19 protein-coding genes are annotated in these 19,707 nt (G+C 37.2%); 9 read left to right on the forward strand and 10 right to left on the reverse strand.

Annotated elements, in window-relative coordinates; all coding sequences use genetic code 11:
* Positions 1 to 86: 86 nt before the first annotated feature.
* The 3 genes from B8967_RS09070 to B8967_RS09080 all read left to right on the forward strand — a co-directional run bounded on the left by B8967_RS09070 (position 87) and on the right by B8967_RS09080 (position 3,319).
* On the forward strand, positions 87 to 1,157 hold the full coding sequence (locus tag B8967_RS09070) for a DUF4407 domain-containing protein (protein WP_047488620.1): 1,071 nt from the start codon (positions 87 to 89) through the stop codon (positions 1,155 to 1,157).
* 14 nt (positions 1,158 to 1,171) lie between these two features.
* On the forward strand, positions 1,172 to 3,034 hold the full coding sequence (locus B8967_RS09075; protein WP_084085886.1) for an AAA family ATPase: 1,863 nt from the start codon (positions 1,172 to 1,174) through the stop codon (positions 3,032 to 3,034).
* A gap of 87 nt (positions 3,035 to 3,121) precedes the next feature.
* A complete protein-coding gene (locus tag B8967_RS09080; RefSeq protein WP_084085818.1) occupies positions 3,122 to 3,319 on the forward strand; it encodes a KTSC domain-containing protein in 198 nt (65 codons plus the stop codon).
* Between the two features lie 66 nt (positions 3,320 to 3,385).
* Here B8967_RS09080 and guaB read toward each other — a convergent pair whose 3' ends face one another.
* The 8 genes from guaB to B8967_RS09120 all read right to left on the reverse strand — a co-directional run bounded on the left by guaB (position 3,386) and on the right by B8967_RS09120 (position 10,476).
* Positions 3,386 to 4,846 carry an IMP dehydrogenase gene (guaB, locus tag B8967_RS09085; protein WP_047488614.1) on the reverse strand — a complete coding sequence of 487 codons (1,461 nt, stop codon included), beginning with the start codon at positions 4,844 to 4,846 and terminating at the stop codon, positions 3,386 to 3,388.
* A 193-nt stretch (positions 4,847 to 5,039) separates the two neighbouring features.
* Positions 5,040 to 5,765 carry a hypothetical protein gene (locus tag B8967_RS09090; RefSeq protein WP_228406094.1) on the reverse strand — a complete coding sequence of 242 codons (726 nt, stop codon included), beginning with the start codon at positions 5,763 to 5,765 and terminating at the stop codon, positions 5,040 to 5,042.
* An 11-nt stretch (positions 5,766 to 5,776) separates the two neighbouring features.
* Positions 5,777 to 6,277: a DUF4252 domain-containing protein gene (locus B8967_RS09095; RefSeq protein WP_047488610.1), complete on the reverse strand. Its 501-nt coding sequence runs from the start codon at positions 6,275 to 6,277 to the stop codon at positions 5,777 to 5,779.
* A gap of 12 nt (positions 6,278 to 6,289) precedes the next feature.
* Complete coding sequence (locus tag B8967_RS09100) at positions 6,290 to 7,570, reverse strand: DUF4252 domain-containing protein (RefSeq protein WP_084085820.1); 1,281 nt, start codon at positions 7,568 to 7,570, stop codon at positions 6,290 to 6,292.
* A 58-nt stretch (positions 7,571 to 7,628) separates the two neighbouring features.
* Positions 7,629 to 8,297, reverse strand: coding sequence for a hypothetical protein (locus B8967_RS09105; protein WP_179140049.1), 669 nt, complete (start codon positions 8,295 to 8,297; stop codon positions 7,629 to 7,631).
* Positions 8,272 to 8,781 carry an RNA polymerase sigma factor gene (locus tag B8967_RS09110; RefSeq protein ID WP_047488602.1) on the reverse strand — a complete coding sequence of 170 codons (510 nt, stop codon included), beginning with the start codon at positions 8,779 to 8,781 and terminating at the stop codon, positions 8,272 to 8,274. The genes B8967_RS09105 and B8967_RS09110 overlap by 26 nt, the downstream gene beginning before the upstream one ends.
* A gap of 99 nt (positions 8,782 to 8,880) precedes the next feature.
* Positions 8,881 to 10,041, reverse strand: coding sequence for a putative sugar nucleotidyl transferase (locus tag B8967_RS09115; RefSeq protein WP_084085823.1), 1,161 nt, complete (start codon positions 10,039 to 10,041; stop codon positions 8,881 to 8,883).
* Positions 10,042 to 10,224: 183 nt separating this feature from the next.
* Complete coding sequence (locus tag B8967_RS09120; protein WP_047489008.1) at positions 10,225 to 10,476, reverse strand: type B 50S ribosomal protein L31; 252 nt, start codon at positions 10,474 to 10,476, stop codon at positions 10,225 to 10,227.
* A 184-nt stretch (positions 10,477 to 10,660) separates the two neighbouring features.
* Between B8967_RS09120 and B8967_RS09125 the strand changes: the two genes are divergently transcribed.
* From B8967_RS09125 to B8967_RS09150, 6 genes are all read left to right on the forward strand, one after another.
* A complete protein-coding gene (locus B8967_RS09125; RefSeq protein WP_084085825.1) occupies positions 10,661 to 12,070 on the forward strand; it encodes a hypothetical protein in 1,410 nt (469 codons plus the stop codon).
* Positions 12,070 to 12,396: a nucleotide pyrophosphohydrolase gene (locus B8967_RS09130; RefSeq protein WP_047488591.1), complete on the forward strand. Its 327-nt coding sequence runs from the start codon at positions 12,070 to 12,072 to the stop codon at positions 12,394 to 12,396. The genes B8967_RS09125 and B8967_RS09130 overlap by 1 nt, the downstream gene beginning before the upstream one ends.
* 78 nt (positions 12,397 to 12,474) lie before the next feature.
* A complete protein-coding gene (locus B8967_RS09135) occupies positions 12,475 to 13,698 on the forward strand; it encodes a 3-phosphoshikimate 1-carboxyvinyltransferase (RefSeq protein WP_084085827.1) in 1,224 nt (407 codons plus the stop codon).
* 84 nt (positions 13,699 to 13,782) lie between these two features.
* Positions 13,783 to 14,271 (forward strand): hypothetical protein, encoded by a 489-nt coding sequence (locus tag B8967_RS09140; RefSeq protein ID WP_084085829.1) that lies wholly within the window; start codon positions 13,783 to 13,785, stop codon positions 14,269 to 14,271.
* Positions 14,272 to 14,287: 16 nt separating this feature from the next.
* Positions 14,288 to 14,968, forward strand: a complete 681-nt coding sequence (locus B8967_RS09145; protein WP_084085831.1) for a hypothetical protein — start codon at positions 14,288 to 14,290, stop codon at positions 14,966 to 14,968.
* Between the two features lie 117 nt (positions 14,969 to 15,085).
* Positions 15,086 to 16,081, forward strand: a complete 996-nt coding sequence (locus B8967_RS09150; protein ID WP_228406096.1) for a phosphatidylinositol-specific phospholipase C — start codon at positions 15,086 to 15,088, stop codon at positions 16,079 to 16,081.
* 195 nt (positions 16,082 to 16,276) lie between these two features.
* Here B8967_RS09150 and B8967_RS09155 read toward each other — a convergent pair whose 3' ends face one another.
* Positions 16,277 to 18,103: an alkaline phosphatase gene (locus B8967_RS09155; protein WP_084085833.1), complete on the reverse strand. Its 1,827-nt coding sequence runs from the start codon at positions 18,101 to 18,103 to the stop codon at positions 16,277 to 16,279.
* Positions 18,104 to 18,179: 76 nt separating this feature from the next.
* Positions 18,180 to 19,688: a RagB/SusD family nutrient uptake outer membrane protein gene (locus B8967_RS09160; protein ID WP_084085835.1), complete on the reverse strand. Its 1,509-nt coding sequence runs from the start codon at positions 19,686 to 19,688 to the stop codon at positions 18,180 to 18,182.
* Positions 19,689 to 19,707 lie beyond the last annotated feature (19 nt).

Here is a 19,707-nt window from a genome sequence, read left to right on the forward strand (position 1 = left end):
ATAAAAATACGGTTACTTGGTAAAACATAATACTATCTTTTACATTGGTATGATTTTTAGTATTACATTTGTATAAATTTTCAGTTATGAAAACAAACCAACAAACTATAAATCAAGGGAATCATAAAATAAATTGGTTCCAGCAGTTTCTGATGGTATGTTCCGGCGGAAACATCCATATTTTGAGAAAAACCCCAAGTGAATGGAATAAATTTTCAGGAATTGGAGGGATCGTTCTTTTCACTGCAGTATTTGCTACTTTATCTGCAGGGTATGCCATGTATACGGTATTTGATAATATCTGGGCTTCTGTAGGATTTGGAATTCTATGGGGATTAATGATCTTCAACCTGGACCGTTATATTGTTTCATCCATTAAGAAAACCGGAACATGGTGGAACCAGATCCTGATGTCTATTCCGCGTTTGATTTTGGCCACCTTTTTAGGAATTATCATTTCGAAGCCTTTAGAGCTTAAAATCTTCGAAAAAGAAGTCAACAAACAGCTGAATACCATTATACAAAGAAATAAAAAGCAGCTTCAGGGGGAAATGAGCGGAAGAATCCTTCAGCAAAGCGGACCCTTTGAAACCGAGAAGCAGCAGATTTCAGAAAAGATAGCCCAATATCAAAAATCCTATGATTCAGCGTCTGTAGAACTGGAAAAAGAAATTTTGGGAAAACAGTCCGGACTGACCAGTGGAAAAGAAGGTTTCGGGCCTAATGCCAAACGTAAACAGCAGTTAAAAGAACAGCGCAGGCTGGATCTTGAAAATTTTCAGAAACAATCTGCTCCCAGACTGGAATATCTGGATAAAGAAATATCCAAAGTATATACTAACCTGGAAACGGAAAGAAAATCTTCAGAAACCTTTGAAGACAAATTCAACGGTTTTGCAGCAAGACTGCAGGCTTTGGATGAACTTGGCAAAAATTCAGCCATCATCGGGCTGGCAGCAACTTTCATAATGGGGCTTTTTATCTGTCTTGAAATCTCTCCTGTTTTGGTGAAATTAATATCCCATGTAGGACCTTATGATTATCTTTTAGAAAAAACAGAAAATGACTTCAGACTGTATTCCAAGGAAAAAATTGAAAAAGGAAATGCGCTGACCGATTTTCGGATTGATGATTTTAAGGATAATTTAAAAAAATAATGTATTTTTCAAATATGATTATTGATAAAGAAGAGATCCGGAAAAAAAAGAAAAAGCTGGATGACTGTAAAGCTTTTCTCAAAAAAGAATTCATTGGAATAGATAAAATTATTGATAACCTGATGGAATACATTCAGGTATGGTATCTGATGCCTGAGATTCTCACCCGCCCTGTGGTGATCAGCCTTTGGGGGATGACTGGGGTAGGAAAAACAGATCTGGTAAGAAAGATGGTCCGGTTTCTGGATTTTCAAAACCGTTTCGTGGAAATAGAGCTCAGCAATAGTGATGAAACCTCATGGAGCAAAAGCGTTGCAGATATATTTCAAACGAACGGTCTCGGTGATGAGAAACCGAGTATTGCTCTTTTTGACGAGATCCAGCGCTTTAACACCCTTGAACCAGACGGAACCCCAGTATCCCAAACTAAATACACAGATTTCTGGGAGCTTTTAAGCGACGGGCGCCTTAGTAAAAGGGAACGTGAAGATCTGGAACATTATCTGTTCTCCTATCTTTTGAGGAAAAAGGAAAATGAAAGACGAAAAAAAGGCGGTGAAACAGATCTGGAAGAAAACCCCTATCTCAATCTCTGGGATGCAAAAGAGCTTAAGAAATACCTCAGCATGGAAGATGATGTCATGAGCATCATTGATATGAAAGAGGAAGATATGATCAAGCTGATCCGTAAGAAACAAAAGGAAAAGAAAATCTATGAACCTGTGGATTACAGCAAAATGCTGATCATTATCAGTGGAAACCTGGATGAAGCTTTTCAAATGTCCCGCGAAACCAGTGAAGCTGATATAGATGCCAATATCTACCATGCATTTACCAAGAAAATTACAATGGTGGATATAAAGAATGCATTAGCCAGAAAATTCCGCCCTGAGCAGGTTGCCCGATTTGGTAATATCCATCTTATTTATTTTTCACTAAAAACAGAAGATTTTTATAAGCTTATTCAGCGGGAGATCAATAACCTGAGACATAAGACCAAAACAAAATTTGGTGTTGCCCTGAAAATTAATAAAAATATCAACGAGCTTATTTATAGAAACGGAGTATTTCCTGTACAGGGTGTTCGTCCCGTATTCAGCAGTGTAGTGGATATTTTGGATACCAACCTCAGCAAGTTTCTTTTTGAAGCGATCATGAATGAGGACAAAACCATAGAAATTGATTATTTGATGGACCGGAAGATCATTACCGGAAAAATAGGCAGCAGAATGGTTGAAATTCCTTATACGGGAAGAATAGACAGCATACGCCAGGCTAACGAGCAGGATGCAGTAGCTAATATCAGCGTCCATGAATGCGGTCATGCCGTTTGTTATATGCTTTATACCGGATTTGCCCCGTTACAGTTGAAAAGCAAGGTAGCAAGCAGCTACGCTGCGGGTTTTACCTTCCCTCATCAGATACATGATACAAGGGAAAGTATTCTGGACAGAATTAAAATTTATCTTGCAGGAGGTATTGCTGAAGAAATTGTTTTTGGTGAGAAGAATGCCAGTATTGGAAGGAGCCACGACAGAGAACAGGCCACTACTCTTGCTATAGATTATATCCGAAAATATGGTTTTGAGGAGGATTTCCAGGCCACCTATAATCTGGAAGACTATCCTCACCGTATGCAGCAGCATATTACTGATGAGAGGGTAGAAAAACTGATACAGGATCTTGCCAAAATAACCAGAGAAGATCTTATTCTCCACCTGGACCTGTTGAAAGATATAAGCAAAATACTGAGTGAAAAAGGAAGCATGCTTCCAAAAGAAATTTATGATATTGCTATTAAACATCATGTAAAGGTAAATATCAAAGAGGAAGGCTACCTGCATATTGCAGACTATCATAACCTTCTCCATCTTTAAAAAGACTTACATCATTATACCTAAAGCTTTCGGACTCCCCGGAAGCTTTTCTGTTTTATCCGGGAACATTTTTTGCTCTGGTATAGCATGCCATCAAGTGTTGTCAACAGCTTTATTTACTTTCCTGAAACTGAAATATTACGCGTTATATATCAGTCAGGAGCTGTTTATGACTATCTTAATGTACCACCAGATATTGTTGAAAAGTTTGGAAAAGCCAGGTCGAAAGGTATTTTCTTAAATAAAGTGATTAAACCCAGATTTACCTATTCCAGAATAGACTGAATAAAAAAGCCTTCAAAAGTATTTCACTTTTAAAGGCTTTCTATTTAAACAATATTAACTTCTTTTTTATAAAGAGTAGTTCGGAGCTTCCTGAGTAATGATGACATCATGTGGGTGGGATTCTTTTAATCCGCTTCCTGTGATCATCACTAATTTGGAATCTTTTTGTAAAACTTCAATATCTTTAGCTCCACAATATCCCATACCTGCTCTTAAACCTCCGGTTAACTGGAAGATCACATCTTCTAGTTTCCCTTTGTGAGGTACTCTTCCTTCAATTCCTTCCGGAACGAATTTTTTAGCTTCACTTTGGAAATATCTTTCTTTTCCTCCTCTCTTCATTGCAGAAAGACTTCCCATCCCCTGGTAAGATTTGAATTTTCTTCCCTGGAAGATAATCTCTTCACCCGGTGCTTCATCTGTTCCTGCTAAAAGAGATCCTAGCATCACTGCTCCTGCTCCGCTTGCAATTGCTTTTACAATATCTCCGGAAAGTTTAATCCCTCCATCTGCAATGACAGTAACATTTTTAGATTTAGCGTATTCATATACATTATAAATAGCTGATAACTGAGGTACACCTACTCCGGCAACCACTCTCGTTGTACAGATAGATCCAGGACCTACTCCTACTTTAAGAACGTTAGCTCCTGCTTCAATTAAGTCTTTAGCAGCGTCAGCCGTTACAATATTTCCTCCTACGATATCTAAATCCGGATATGCTTTTCTGATTTCTGAGATCTTGTCCAGTACCCCTTTCGAGTGTCCGTGTGCAGAGTCAATCGCTATGATATCAACACCAGCTTTTACCAAAGCCTCGATTCTATCTAATGTATCTTCTCCAACGCCAACTCCTGCACCTACAATAAGACGCCCTCCCTGATCTTTATTAGCATTAGGGTATTCTAATTGATTATCGATATCCTTGATGGTAATTAATCCTACAAGCTTATTATCTTTATCTACAATCGGAAGTTTCTCTACTCTGCTTTTAAGAAGAATTTCTTTAGCTTTTTCAAGGTTGGTATCTTTATCGGAAGTGATCAGATTTTCTTTTGTCATGATCTCTTCCACTTTCATATCAAGATTTTCCTGATATTTCACATCTCTGTTGGTAATGATTCCTATCAGAACATTATCAGCATCTACTACAGGAAGCCCGGAAATTTTGTATTTCGACATCATTTCTTTGGCCTGTCCTAAAGTATAATCTTTAGACAGGGTTACCGGATCCGAAATCATTCCGTTTTCGGAACGTTTCACACGATTCACCTGTGCAGCCTGCTCAGCAATGGTCATATTTTTGTGAATAAAACCTAAGCCTCCAACTCTTGCCAAAGCAATCGCCAGATCACCTTCAGTAACAGTGTCCATCGCAGCAGATACTATCGGAACATTCAGCGTGATTTTGTCGGTAAGTCTTGATTTTAATGATACCTGGTTAGGTAAAACTTCTGAATAAGAAGGGACTAGAAGAACGTCATCGAAAGTGATGGCTGTCTCTACAATTTTGTTATGAATAGACATCTTTACTTTCTTTGCAAAATTAGGTTATTTTAGTGAGATATGAAAATCATTTTTAATAGTTTACATAAAAATTAATAATCTATAACTTAAATCAAAAAAACCATCCTTTAATAAGAATGGTTTGATCACAAAATAAATCTAGTATGTTTGAAACTACTTGTTACAAATTATTTTTACGTTACCACAACTTCTGTTATTTAACCGGATTGCCATTTTCATCCAGATTTTCAATATGAGTCTGGTTATTTTTATCGACATAAAGCCTAAGCCGAACCTTTCCTTTTGTATCACGGATAAAAACACCTACATCTCCGTTGGATGTTTTTCCTGCAAAAAAGCGCTCGCTACCAAATTTCCCTTCTTCACGGAGCTTTGCATATGCTTTTTTACTTGCGACAGGATCATTTAATTTTTTCAGGGAATCATCGAATTTCATAACCGCTTCCAACGGAAAGTCGTCCGGTCTGTCCCAAAGTTTTAAACCATATACTCTTTTTTTATCGCTTCCTGTGCCTTCAGAGTATTGCAGCTGCATCACCTGATCTGTACTTCTCTGATCCACAGAATACACCATTCCCGACCCTTTTTCATTACCGTCATATACAAGCCCTCCACATTCATCACCTAAAGAATTAAAGAAGATCATACCCGCTTCTCTTTCTCTCGGTTTCATTTCTTTGTGATTGGCCATTCCGGGATGCTGTCTTTCTTTATTGCTGATGACCATCTTTAAGGTGCCGTCTTTCTCTACAATATTGATACGTTCCACATCTATTTCCTTAAACTTCTCATGGGAAGACTGCATTTTGAATGCAAGAATAAAAAACAGAATACAAACCACAGTAAGCGAAACAGCATAAATCTTAAGGATACGTACCTCCTTTACTAATTTATCGATATTAAAATTGTTTTGGCTCATAGGCAATTAAATTACTTATCTGAAACAGAATTGATGATCTTCGATATATCATCTGCCGTAAAGCTTCCTTTTACATCTACAAATACCAATTCTTTACTTGAGTTTACAGTAATCAGCATATTTTTAATAGCATCTCCATTCTGTTTTACGCGTACATTCACATTTTCACCATCATGTTTTACAGTCGCCCAGTCTTCGTAGTTGTTATTATTTAAATATTTAGCATAATCATTCAGCATTTCCTTGCTTCCGTTTTCCACGGTAAGGACTTTGATTTTAGAAACCTTTTTGATCAGATCAATGACCTCTTCACTTTCGCCATCTTCTCTTAGGGCTTTCTTGATAAAAGGCTTCGCCATCATTAGGGGCACATTTATGCTTGTAAACTTTGCTCCCTTGAAATCATACCCGGAATCTGAAAAGAAATCCATATTGGGCTTTCCTGAGACGATACAAGACTGAAGTGTAAATACCGTGAGGAAGGCAAGAAAAATGTTTTTAAGAATTTTCATGATGGTTGTTTTTTAGTCTATGGCTTTTAATGAGCCTCCTGAAGTTTTGCTGATATTGGATTCTATTTCTGGATTTCCTTTATATCTTACCAGTCCTCCTGAAGATGCTCTCACTTTTAATTTTCCAGATACGCTGACACTAAGGTTTCCGCCTGATGTCGCTTCAGTTTCCACATAGTCAAACTTTAAATCTTCTGCTTTACAAACAGCTCCACTGCTGATATCAATGATTCCTGAATTGGCTTTTCCACTTAAGCTGGTACTGGATCCGCTTGAGCTTTTAATGGATACATTCCCTGCAGTCAGTCCCGCTCTTACGCTCGCTCCCGATGAAACAGACAGATCTACAGCCCCCATGATTTTAAAATCACCTGTCAAATGAGCTCCGGATGATGCATCAATTCTCATATCTTTTTCCTGGATTGCATTAACTACTGTAAAGTTGGATCCTGATGAGATATCAATATTATCCATTTTTGGAGAAGACACATTAACGCTTAAGTTTTTGAACCTTAAGTTTCTCACTCCTTTATTATCGATATGGATCTTCAATACTCCATTTTCTACTTTTGTAACAATATATTGCAGTTTATCAGCATCAGCAATCACCTTAACGCTGGTTGGTTTTTCCTGCTTGAAAACTACATTTACGCCTGTACTTACCTGAATTCCTGAAAACTCACCCACATTTCTTGCCTCTCCATTCAGATAAGACACATTATTTTCTGAAGTCAGTGTATTTCTTGTATTGGTTACAGGATTCTTTTTTGTTTCACTGGAATTAATAATCTTGCTGACATCATCCATAGAAAGCTTTCCGTCCAGCATCACAAAAATACTTTCTCCGCCACCACCGTCAATGCTCAACAGCAAATCATCCAGCATCCCATTTTTAGCTTCGGAAGAGAGGAACTTTACTTTTGCACCGGCATTATTTACCGTCATGATCTCGCTATAGTTGAGATTCTTCACATAAGAAGCTACATCTCTGCTTAATTGAGAAAGGTTGTTCTGAACTCTTTGGCCGTCGGCTGTATTTCCTTTTTCCGGATTTTCTGTGATCAGAATCTTCAATCCATTAATTTTTGACAATAATGGTTTTATCTGATCCAGCTGTGAATCATCAATATTCAGGCTGCTAAGCATTCCAAACATAGGCTTGGCAATTTTAATGGAAGTAACCCCTTCCACTTCCTGATATTTTTCAAAAAGCTGATCGAATTTGTCTTTTTGCCCATATACATTAAAAAAATGGGAGAAAGCAAGTGCGAATATTATGAATAGTTTTTTCATGAGTCAATTTTATTTTTAAGTTAATGATTAGTACTGATCAGACCTACATCTTTTTCAGTTAATAATCGTCATCTACCACTTTAGGCTGTACCAATTTTTCACTAACGTTATTTGCAAATATCTGGAATGAATACTTAGTCACATTGATGGCTTCTTCTACGTTATCAATTCTTTTACCGTTAACAATAACATAAGAATTTTCATAGCCTGTAGAATCTTTCCTTGTTTTATTGTTGAAAGAAGCGTTGTTTACATATCTCGGCTTTCTCTCTTTTTTAAGCCTTCCTCTTTTTGGCAGGATCTCATCCAATACATCTTTTTCAGCAACAGAATTCCCCTGAAAAATAGAGTCTTTTTTTGCTCCTGAGATAGAATCGGTATGATTAACTGCTACCTGGCTCTGATGGTCATTATTTTCTTCTATAAAGTCAGACTTTTGTCTTAATACTTCATCTTTCACTAATTTTTCAGCATCCTGAGCACCTGTATTCTGATAGGTATTGAAAACGAATCCAATACTGAAAAGTAACAGAACAGCTGCTGCCATCCAGAACCATTTTGGGAAAGAAGGTTTATTCTTTTCTAAAGGAATAATGGGAGTTATTTTTTCTTCAGCATCTTTTTCTTCAGTCTGCTGAAGAAAGTCTTCAAAACTCCATTCCATTTTCTCCTCCTTTATATCCCGGAAGATTTCGTCGTATTTATCTTGTAATTGATCTTTTTTCATAACTCATCAGTTGTGTAATTTGTTCTTTTACTTTTTGTCTTGCCCGCATCAGGTTTACCCTTACTGCATTTTCCTCCATTTCCAGCATTTCAGAAATTTCGGAAACTTCATACTCCTCTACATCTTTCATATGGATGACCATTTTCTGTTTTTCAGGAAGCTGGTTGATAAATCCTATAATATATTCTTTAAGATTATCAATCTCCATACTGTAGAGCTCTGATTTGTGGAGCTGCATATCTGCAAATCCTATTTTCACGTTATGATGCTTCAGGCGGTTCAGACATTCATTCCGGACAGATTTCAGCGCATAGGATTTAAAATTCCCAAACTGCTCAAGCTCCTCCTTCTTCTGCCAGAACTTCATCATCAGATCCTGCACAATATCTTCTGCTTCATCACTGCTCATGACGAATCTTTTCGCAAAACGATACATCTCGTCTTTGAGAATAAACACCGTATTCTTGAAAGTTTCTTGGGTCATGAGTTTTGTTTCTTATAGGTAAGACAATTGCTATTACCATTCTATTACATCGAAAATAAAAAAAACTTCAAAATAATTGAAGTTTTTTTTATTCCCAGATTAATAGGTATCAAAAATATGTTTTAAAATCGCCTTGTCATCGTCTGTTAGAGAGACTTTTCGTCTTCCCATAGCTCTTTCTGCAACTTCATATACTTTATCCAGTTTAAACCTTTCATCATCTTTAAGCCCACCCCACGAAAAGTTTTCTACAAGATTGGGAGGAAAGCCCGGTTTAAAAATGTTAGAGGCAACACCAATAACAGTTCCTGTATTCAATTGGGTATTGATTGCTGTTTTTGAATGGTCGCCCACAATCAGGCCTGCAAACTGTAAACCTGTATCTTCAAAAGCTTTGGTTCTGTAGTTCCAGAGTTTTACGTGGCTGTAGTTATTTTTAAGATTGGAAGAATTGGTATCAGCTCCGAAATTACACCATTCTCCGATAACAGAATTCCCGATAAAACCTTCATGTCCTTTACTGGTGTAGCCGAAAATGATAATATTGTTTACTTCACCTCCTACTTTACAATGTGGACCAATAGTAGTCGCTCCATAGATTTTGGATCCAAGATTAAATTTAGAGTCATCCCCTAATGTAATAGGACCACGAAGATTACAGCCTTCCATTACTTCGGCATTTTTACCGATATAGATTTTCCCTGTTTTGGTATTCAGGGTAGAGAATTCAATCTGCGCTCCTTCTTCAATAAACAAATCTTTCTTATCTCCTAAGAAACCGTTGGTAGAAGAAAGCTCCTGTGAAGTTCTTCCTTTTGTAAGAAGATCAAAGTCAAAATCAATAGCATAATGATTGTACGTAAAAAGATCTGCAGGCTTTTTAAAGAAAATAAGCTTTTCCTTAATATCCGTCATTTTTTCAATCTGATGTAAAGAAAAATCCTTCATATTAATCCTGGCCGCCACCAATTCGTCTTCGTATACCAGCGCCTCTCCCTGTTTAAGGTCTTTGATCTGCTGAATTACTGATTCTGTAGGCAAAAAATTGGAAACCAAAAATAGGCTCTCCGTATCTTCAGGATTTTTAAACTTATTCTGAAGATAGTTTTCTGTAAAATAAGAAACTTCATTATTTCCCAGAATTTTCTGCCATCTTTCCGAGAAGGTAAGGATTCCGCATCGCATTGCTGCAACAGGACGGGTAAAAGTAAGTGGAAGAAAGTCTTCCCAATATTGTGCGTCTGAAAATACTAATTGCATTTTGTAGAAGTTATAGATTAGAAGGTAGAAATCAGAAACAAAGGGCCGGAGGTTTTATCCTCCGAAATAAACTACCTGTTTCCGGATTCTATCTGAAAACAAAAATACAAAAAGATGTCATAAAGTGACATAAAAAAAGTCTTCCAAAAGATTGGAAGACTTCTATATTTTGATAGCAAAAAATTACTTAGCGAATTTTTTGTATTTGTTCATGAACTTATCAACTCTACCTGCAGTGTCAACTAGTTTTACTTTACCAGTGTAGAAAGGGTGAGAGGATGAAGAGATTTCCATTTTGATTAAAGGGTACTCTTGTCCTTCATACTCGATAGTGTCTTTTGTTTCTGCAGTAGACTTGCAAAGAAACACCTCGTCGTTACTCATATCTTTGAAAACAACAAGTCTATAATTTTCTGGGTGAATTCCGTTTTTCATAATACTATTTTTAAAAAAATTAAAGTTTGCTTCCGAAATAGTAATGGATATTTCTCTGCTAATTTTAGGTTGCAAAAATACAACATTTTTTCAAATATGCAAATACTGAATTCAATATTTTTTTAATGATAAGAAATTCAAAGTATTTTCGTTAAATTTGGAACTTACTTAAACTTTAATTTCGATGAAATTCAAATTATTACTGGCTTTTTCTTTCTGGGTACTGCTTGCCGCAGTATCATGTAATAAGGACGATATTACGTTCGATGCCCCTTCACAGGAGCTGCGTTTTTCCAGGGATACGGTATTTTGTGACACAGTTTACCACCAGGTTCGTTCAGAAACATATGTTGTAAAAGTATATAATAATGAGGATAAAGATATTTTGATTCCAAGGATTAATCTTGAAAAAGGAGCTGCTTCCTTATATAGAATCAACGTAGACGGAAAACCGGGATATGACTTTAAAGATGTTCCTTTAAGAAAGAAAGACAGTCTTTTTATTTTTGTTGAAATAGCTCCTGAAGCTTCGGGGCCTGAAGCCATTGCCGAAGATAAGGTTCTTTTCACAGGACCTGCAGGCCAACAGCATGTCACTTTATTTTCTGTAGTTCAGGATGCTGAATTTTTTATTCAAACCTCCACTAATCCTAATGTAATTACAAATCATACGACCTGGAATAATAATAAAGCCAAAATCATCTATGGGAATCTGACTGTTAATCCGAATATCATGTTGAATATAGAGCAGGGTACGAAAGTATATTTCCATCAAAACAGTGGAATGAAAATTTCTTCAGGTGCTACTTTAAATATCAACGGAACACAGGACGAACAGGTTATTCTTCGTGGTGACAGAAATGATTTGGATCATGATACCCTTCCTAAAAACTGGAATTCAATAAGAATGGAAGCCAATTCTACACTGAATATGAACCATGCAAGACTTTTTGGAGGAACCAGAGGACTGGATATGAGACAGACTACAGCGACTATTAAAAATTCATTCATCCATACCTTCTTTGAATATGGAATCTACGCAGTAGGCTCTACAGTTAATGCCAACAACCTGGTAATGAATAATTGTGGTTCATCCTGTATCGGGATTTTCAGAGGGGGAAATCACACCTATACTCATGCCACAATTGCTAATTATTCCAGAAGCATGAGTTCTTTTGACAGAACAGGGATTTTTGCAACCAATGAATGGAAAAATGATGCAGGGCAGACAGAGCAGGGAGCCTTACAGCAACTTACCCTGCAAAACAGTATTGTATATTCTGACAGAGATAATTCCGTTCATTTTGAACAGACACCGGGGCAGCAGTTTGAATTCTTAATTCAAAACTGTTTGTTAAAATATTCAGGAACCTCAGAAGCAGGCTTTCCTTTCGACAATAATACCAACGTGGTACAAAGTATCAAAAATGAGGACCCTCAGTTTGTCAATTATTTCATGGCTAAAATGAATTTAAGGTTAAAAATGCCTTCTCCGGCAAGAGGTAAAGGAAATGTAACCGTTGCAGGAACAGTACCTTTTGACATCGTGAATGTATCCAGAACAACTAACCCTACTCTTGGAGCTTATCAATAATGGAAATCACTCATCTACAGCAACAGGTTGACGAATGGATAAAAACCATCGGTGTACGATACTTTAATGAACTTACCAATATGGCTATGCTGACAGAGGAAGTGGGTGAAGTAGCAAGAATCATCGCCAGAAGATATGGTGAGCAAAGCGAAAAAGAAAGTGACAAAAGCAAAGATCTTGGAGAAGAGCTGGCAGATGTCCTTTTTGTTACCCTATGTTTGGCCAACCAGACAGGTGTCAATCTGCAGGAAGCGTTCGACAAAAAAATGAAAATAAAAACTGATCGGGATAAGGATCGCCATCAGAATAATGAAAAATTAAAATAAGATCCCACCATCAGATTTCAGGTCCCAGACAATGAATATCTGAAATCTGATGCCCGGATTTTGAAATATGAAGAAATAATGAAGCTAGAAAAATCAACATTAACTGGAGATAAAACAGTACAGATCAGCGGTTCGAAAAGTATTTCGAATCGTTTATTGATTTTGGAAAGTCTGTTTAGCAATATAAAAATCGGAAATCTTTCCAATTCTCAGGATACGCAATTGCTTAAAAAAGCATTATCGGCAAATACCGATGTGGTGGATATTCACCATGCAGGAACAGCCATGCGTTTTCTTACGTCCTATTATTCAATTCAGGAAGGGAAAACAACAGTTCTTACCGGCTCAGGGAGAATGAAAGAAAGACCGATCAAAAATTTGGTAAGCGCTTTGAGAGATCTTGGTGTGGACATTGAATATTTAGAAAATGAAGGGTTTCCTCCTTTAAAAATCACAGGAAGAAAAATCACTCAAACCCAGGTGAATGTTCCTGCCAATATTTCAAGTCAGTTTATTACATCGCTTCTTCTTATTGCAGGAAAACTTGAAAACGGACTGAAGATTAATCTTGTAGGCGAGGTAACATCAAGATCTTATATTGAAATGACCCTGGATATTTTAACAAAGTTTGGAATTAAAAGCAGCTTTGAAGGAAATACCATTAAAGTAGAGCCCTACCACGAGGAAGGTGCATCTTCAGCATTAAGCTATGAAGTGGAAAGTGACTGGAGCTCGGCTTCTTACTTCTACTCTATCTGCGCTTTGGGTAGAAAAACCATTCATTTAAAAAGCTTTTATAAAGAATCTACACAAGGGGATTCTGCTATTGCAAAAATCTATGAAGACTTCTTCGGAATTAAAACTATCTTTTCTGAAGATGAGCATAAAATCACATTACAACCTCAGCCGGATTTTTCTTTTCCTGAAAAGATTGTGCTGGATATGAACAACTGTCCGGATATTGCACAAACGCTTTGTGTAACGGCAGCAGCACTACAAATCCCTTTTGACATTTCCGGATTGGGAACTTTAAGAGTGAAAGAAACCGACAGATTACTGGCTTTATATAATGAGCTGAAAAAACTGGGAACGGAAACAGAAATCACCGATTTAACGATCCAATCTACCCATTTTGGAAATCCGCAAGAAAATATTTCTATCAAAACCTATCAGGATCATAGAATGGCGATGAGCTTTGCTCCTTTTTGCCTGATTAAAGAACTTAATATCGAAGACGAGGATGTTGTAGAAAAATCGTACCCAATGTTCTGGGAGGATCTGGCTTCTGTCGTTACGAAATAATTTGAAAATTTAAGAATGTGGTAATTTGAATATGGAATCAAAAAATCATTTCAAATTGCTACATTTAATACACCATATCCTTCCATGAAAAAATATTTAATTTTATTTTCTTTGGCACTTCCATTGTCAGTTTGGGCACAATATCTGCTTCCCAATGAAGAAATCCTGTATTCTTTTGAAACGAAAACAGGAAAGAAAATGGCCTTGGTAAAAGATAAAGAGAATGAATACATTCAGTACCGTTTTGGAAGTAAAGATCATGTAGAAATGGAATTTCCCGCTGAAAAGACAAAAGACAGCTGGAAAAAGTTCAAGTACAGATCTTATATGAGAGGTGGAGGAAAACAGAATGCAGGAATGGAGCTCAACTATTTGACCTTTACCAATAAGGGGTATCAATATCAACTTTTCAGAACATACTACGCAGAAGACAATTCCTATTCTACGGGTATTACAGTAACTGATACTAAGGGTAAAGAAACCGATATTAACGGAATCTACAAAACGATAAAGGGCTGTATGTGCCACTTGGAAGAATCCGGATTGATTGAAAAAGAAGATACCGGATTATAAATTCAAATATATCTGTATGAAAAGTCTTTTCTTTATTACTTTCTTATCCATCACTTTCTATAATGCCCAGGGTCTGAAAAATTTTTCAACACCTAAAGGATATACAAAGATTGCCGAATCTAAAGGAGATCTGGATAAGGACGGGAAAGATGAAGTGGTTTTGATATTTGATACGGATCAAAAAGCTTCCGCAAGCACAGACTATCCGGAATTTAAAGATTACAAAAGGGTTTTCTACATTCTGAAAAACGTAGATAACAGCCTTAAGGTCTGGAAGGAAAACTCCACCGTTCTTTTTTCAAGCGGAATGGGTTTCTATCCTGAAGAGAATACCCCTCCGGGAATTTCTATCAAAAATAACGCCCTGACCATTTCTCAGGCATTTAATACCAATTCAAGACATACCCAAAATTATAGCCATACCTTCCGGTATCAGAACGGTGATTTCTTTTTGATAGGCTCTCATGATCAATTTGAAGATACCTGTGATTTCAGTTTTTTGAATGAGATCAATTTTTCAACGGGAAAGGTTATTGTTAATAAAGAATATTCATCCTGTGATGATGAAACAAAAGCTCCCGACCCCTCTCACAAAGAGTTTACCCACAAGATGAAGACTCTTATAAAGATGAATGATTATACCATTGGAAAGCACCGATTCAGAATTCCCGGCTCTACCGATGATTTCATTTTTTAGGAGGTATATTTTCTTCTTTATTCCCATCATACAAATTAATTATCTCTTAAAATTAAATTAACTCCTTATATCTTGACATATTCTTATTTTTAGGTTACATAAAAATATAATAAAACTATGTTCAAGAACCACATGAGACGTTTCACAATGATCAGTCTTAGCATTGCCACCGCAAGTTTATTTTTCTCGTGCTCAGATTCGAGCATCGAAAGAGATGTAAATGATAAAGGGATAACAGCTCTAGAAAAAGCCAATTCCAGAAATGCAGCACTTCCTATAGCTATGAACAGCTGGATGTCTGGTCTTCAGGATAATATTTCTATTTCAAGGATTTCTATTCCGGGAACTCATGATTCCGGTGCTACCAGAGAAATCCCTTCTAACAGTGGTACGGCAAAAACTCAAAACCTAAGTATCGGCGAACAGCTCAATACAGGAGTACGTTTTCTGGATATCCGTTGCCGACATATTGACAATTCTTTTGCCATTCACCATGGTCCTATTTATCAGAATCTGAATTTTGATGATGTACTTAATGCCTGCTATGCATTTCTGGAAAGTCATCCTTCAGAAACCATCATCATGTCTGTGAAAGAAGAATATGACGCTTCCAATACTACCAGAAGCTTTGAAAGTACTTTTGATTCGTACATTCAGAAAAATCCATCAAAATGGGATCTGGGAACCAATATTCCCACTCTTGGACAGGTAAGGGGAAAGATCAAATTATTAAGAAGGTTCTCAGCAGGAACAGCCAAAGGGATCAACGCAACTTCATGGGCAGACAATACTACATTTGAAATCAATAATAACGGCGCTCCCATGAAGGTTCAGGATTATTATAAAGTAACAAATAATGATGATAAGTGGGCCGGAATCTCTTCTCTGCTGAATGAAGCAAAGAACGACGGCACCAATAAACTTTTTGTCAACTTTACAAGTGGCTATAAACCCGGAATCTTTGGAATACCTAGCATCCCTACAGTTTCCAACAGCATTAATCCTAAATTGAAAACTTTCTTCCAAACCAATACACAAGGATCTTATGGGGTAATGCCTATCGACTTTGTCAATGCTGAGCTATCTGAGCTGATCGTCAAAACTAATTTTTAGAATCTTAAACTTCTAAGAAATATAAATACAAAACCGGCTGTTTCAAAAGTGAAACAGCCGGTTTTATTATCCAATTAATGCTATCTGCCTATAATTTTTATCTCTTGCAGATTGAGCAGATATATCAATAGTCTGCGCAATCTCCCAACTGTGTGAGAGCCCAGACTAAAATGCCCTTGAGTTTATATTTACAGATTATTTCTGAATGCCATATGCTGCCAAAATCTTATTGAAGATCTCTGTATTTTCAAACAGGCCTGTAAATTCTTTGGAATTGGGTCCGTACGCAAATACACTGGAAGGAATTGAAGTGTGATCATTGGTACTGAAGTTTCCAAATATCCATCCGTCTTTAAGGCTCCCATCAAGAAGGGTTAGCCCTCCTGTTTCATGATCACCAACAACGATCACTAATGTCTCTTTATTTTCATCAGCAAACTTCATAGCCTTCCCTACCACGTGATCAAAATCCAATAACTCGGTCACCAGCTGCTCAATATTATTGCTATGTCCTCCTCCATCTGTCTGTGACGCTTCGATCATCATAAAGAATCCTTTTTTATTGTTCTTTACCTCATTTAAGGTAAGGTCAAAAGCATCTGCCAGCCAATTTCCTCTTCCGTTTGTAATTCTCTGCGAAGCTAGAGGATCAATAATCAGTGTACGGTTGTTTATTTTACTAACAGATTTTAAATCATAGAACACATCTACTTTTGCCTCTTTAAATTTTTGCAGGTTTTCCCGGGATAATCCACTGGTAGGACCTCCGATTAAAATTTTTGTTTTGGAAGAAGCAAAGTCTTTCAGGATCGGCTCCGAGCTATTCCTGTTATCTGAATGTGCATAAAAATCTGCAGGTGTAGCATCGGTAACATCTCCAGTAGAAATCAAACCGGAAACCATTCCTTTATCTGCAATAATATCAGGAATCTGCGCCAAAGCTTTTCCCATATTGTCTACTCCCACAAATGTATTTTTGGTTTTCACACCTGTAGCAAAAGCGGTAGAACCGGGAGCCGAGTCTGTAATATAAGCATTGGAAGAATTGGTTTTGGACAATCCTGTAGACTTCATATTAAAAACATTCAGCTTTCCTTTATTCGCTGTAAATGCAGCATAGTACTGTGGTAACGACGTTCCGTCCGGAATCAGAAGAATTACATTTTTTACTTTTTTAGCTACTCCGTCCATTTTATAGGTCGGCGTATAGGTGGTGTATTCTTTTGTATTTTTATAAAAATTTTTAGGAATGGTATTCATGAACTTTTTAAGATCCGGAATATGATCAGTATTGATATAATCCACTCCCATATCCATAAGATTGACCCAAGCATTAGGGAAATCAGGAGCTCCGTAAAAACGCATTGGCTTTTGCTGAACATGTGCTTTTTCTACTGCTTTTTTAATCTTATCGGTTTCTTCATCCCTTGGAATTCCTTTCCCATTCCATTTTACAAGCTCAGGTAAATCTGCACTGAACATTCCTACCCTTTTCAGTTGGTCCGGAGTATAATTTTTCTCAAGATCTCCATCAAAATAAAGGTAGCTGGGATAATTTTTAAAATCACCCGGCTGAGGCCTTCCTCCCGTAATCACTATTTTAATACCTGAATCCCCTGTAATCTCAGGATATTTCTTCAAGGTATTTACCAAGGTGCTTAGACTTGTTTTGTAGTCCTGTTTGATATCGATAAGCAGCTGTAGCTTTTTATTGGCATCCGGATAAATATGTCCTTTATTCAATTTAATCTGTTTGGAGATATTGTCCAGATAAAGGCTCTCTAAAGTCCGGTCTGAAGACAGTTCTTTTTCTGTATGGGCTACCCATAATTTCCCTTTTACCAGGAAAACATCTGCTTCAATAGAGCCAAAATTAGCATAATAAGCCTGCCAGAAAGGGATTTCCTGCATATAATCATTATGTGAATGGGCATTGCCTACACTATAGTTTACATAATTCTGTGCCTGATTCTCAGAGAAAACAGCCAGGGCCAATACAGCCAAAATTTTTGATAGTTTCATAATACCTTTGAAAAAAACTATATCACCACAGCAATGCTGTGATGACATAGTGGATAATATATATTAGATTAACATTTTACCAACCTTCGTTTTGTTTAATAACATTATGGCTGTTTACAATTTCAGCTTGCGGAACGGCCCATACATTATGTACTGCAGGGTTAAAGTTTCTTGCCGCCCATACTTCCTGATTATTTATCCCGTGAAGGGGTTTTGCATACGTTTCTTTAGCATCTCCCCAACGGACAAGATCTCTGTGTCGGTCTGCCCATTCTCCTGCTAGCTCACAACGTCTTTCATGCTTCAGGTCAGCCATAGTACATCCGAATTTTGGAGCTAAACCGGCACGTTTTCTTATCATATTGATTTCCACGTCAGCATTGCTTCCTTTCATCAGTAAAGCTTCTGCCTTGATCAGGATTACCTCAGCATAACGCATAATCGGAACGGCAAGATCTGTACACGGATAATCTCCGTTGGCACTTACATGGCCACTGTTCAGCTGATATTTAAAAGCATCCATGTATTTATTAAACTGATAACCGGTAAGGGAATTGGAAGAAGCATAGGTTCTTTCAGTTCCGTTAAAAGTAAATTTATCACCCAGTTTTAGAATCGTTGTACTTCTTCTGAGATCCCCAGCTTCATACTCATCATACAGTTCTTTTGTCGGCTGGAAATATCCCCATCCATTATATTCTCCCCAACCTTTGTTTTCAAGCATTACTCCCGGAAGAATACTTCCCACTGAATTAAATTTAGGGGTACTTGGTATGGACCAGATATATTCTGAGCTATAGTTATTTTCGGCTTTAAAGACATCTGTATAATTGTTCAACAGGTTTCTGTTTCCTTTTGTCATGACTTCATTAGCCCAATATTCTGCATTCTGCCAGTCTTTCATAAACAGATATACTTTTGCTAAAAGTGCCCATGCTGCAGCTTTATGGGGTCTTCCGAAATCCTTTGCCGGAAGCTCAGCCTGAGTTGGCAATAATTCGGCTGCTCTTTTCAGGTCATTCACAATATAGTTGTAATTCACCATCACATTAGCCGCTCTTGGAATAGGATTGGGATCCGGTTCTTTTGTGCGGTCTATAATAGGAATACCTGCTTTTTCATTTCCATAGTTATATGCCAGTTCAAAATACATCCGGCTGCTCATAAATAAAGCTTCACCTAAATATTTATTCTTTATAGCTGCTGAAGCCTGAATATTATCAACGTTACGGATCACACGATTAGCAACTCCGATCACATTATATCTTTTGTTCCATTGGGTTTCCAGATCTCCTGCTGCGATATAATTGCTGCTGAAGTTCTTGGCATTATCTGCCTCACTCTTTGCTCTTCCTGTTACCATATCATCACTGGCATTAATGAACCAAAAGAATCCTCTTCCGTAAAACTCTCCGTCAGACAGAGGTTTATACATGGCATTGGCACCGGTAATCAGATCATTTTCCGTTTTCCAGAAACTGGCTTCCGTAGGGGTTCCTTCCGGTTGAACATCCAGCTCTCCTGTACATGATAAAAGCATTGCCGATATTCCTGATACTAAAAATATTTTATTGAAAAATTTCATTTTTTTACTTTTTGTTGTT

Source organism: Chryseobacterium sp. YR221 (assembly GCF_900176315.1).
GTDB classification, from domain to species: domain Bacteria; phylum Bacteroidota; class Bacteroidia; order Flavobacteriales; family Weeksellaceae; genus Chryseobacterium; species Chryseobacterium rhizosphaerae.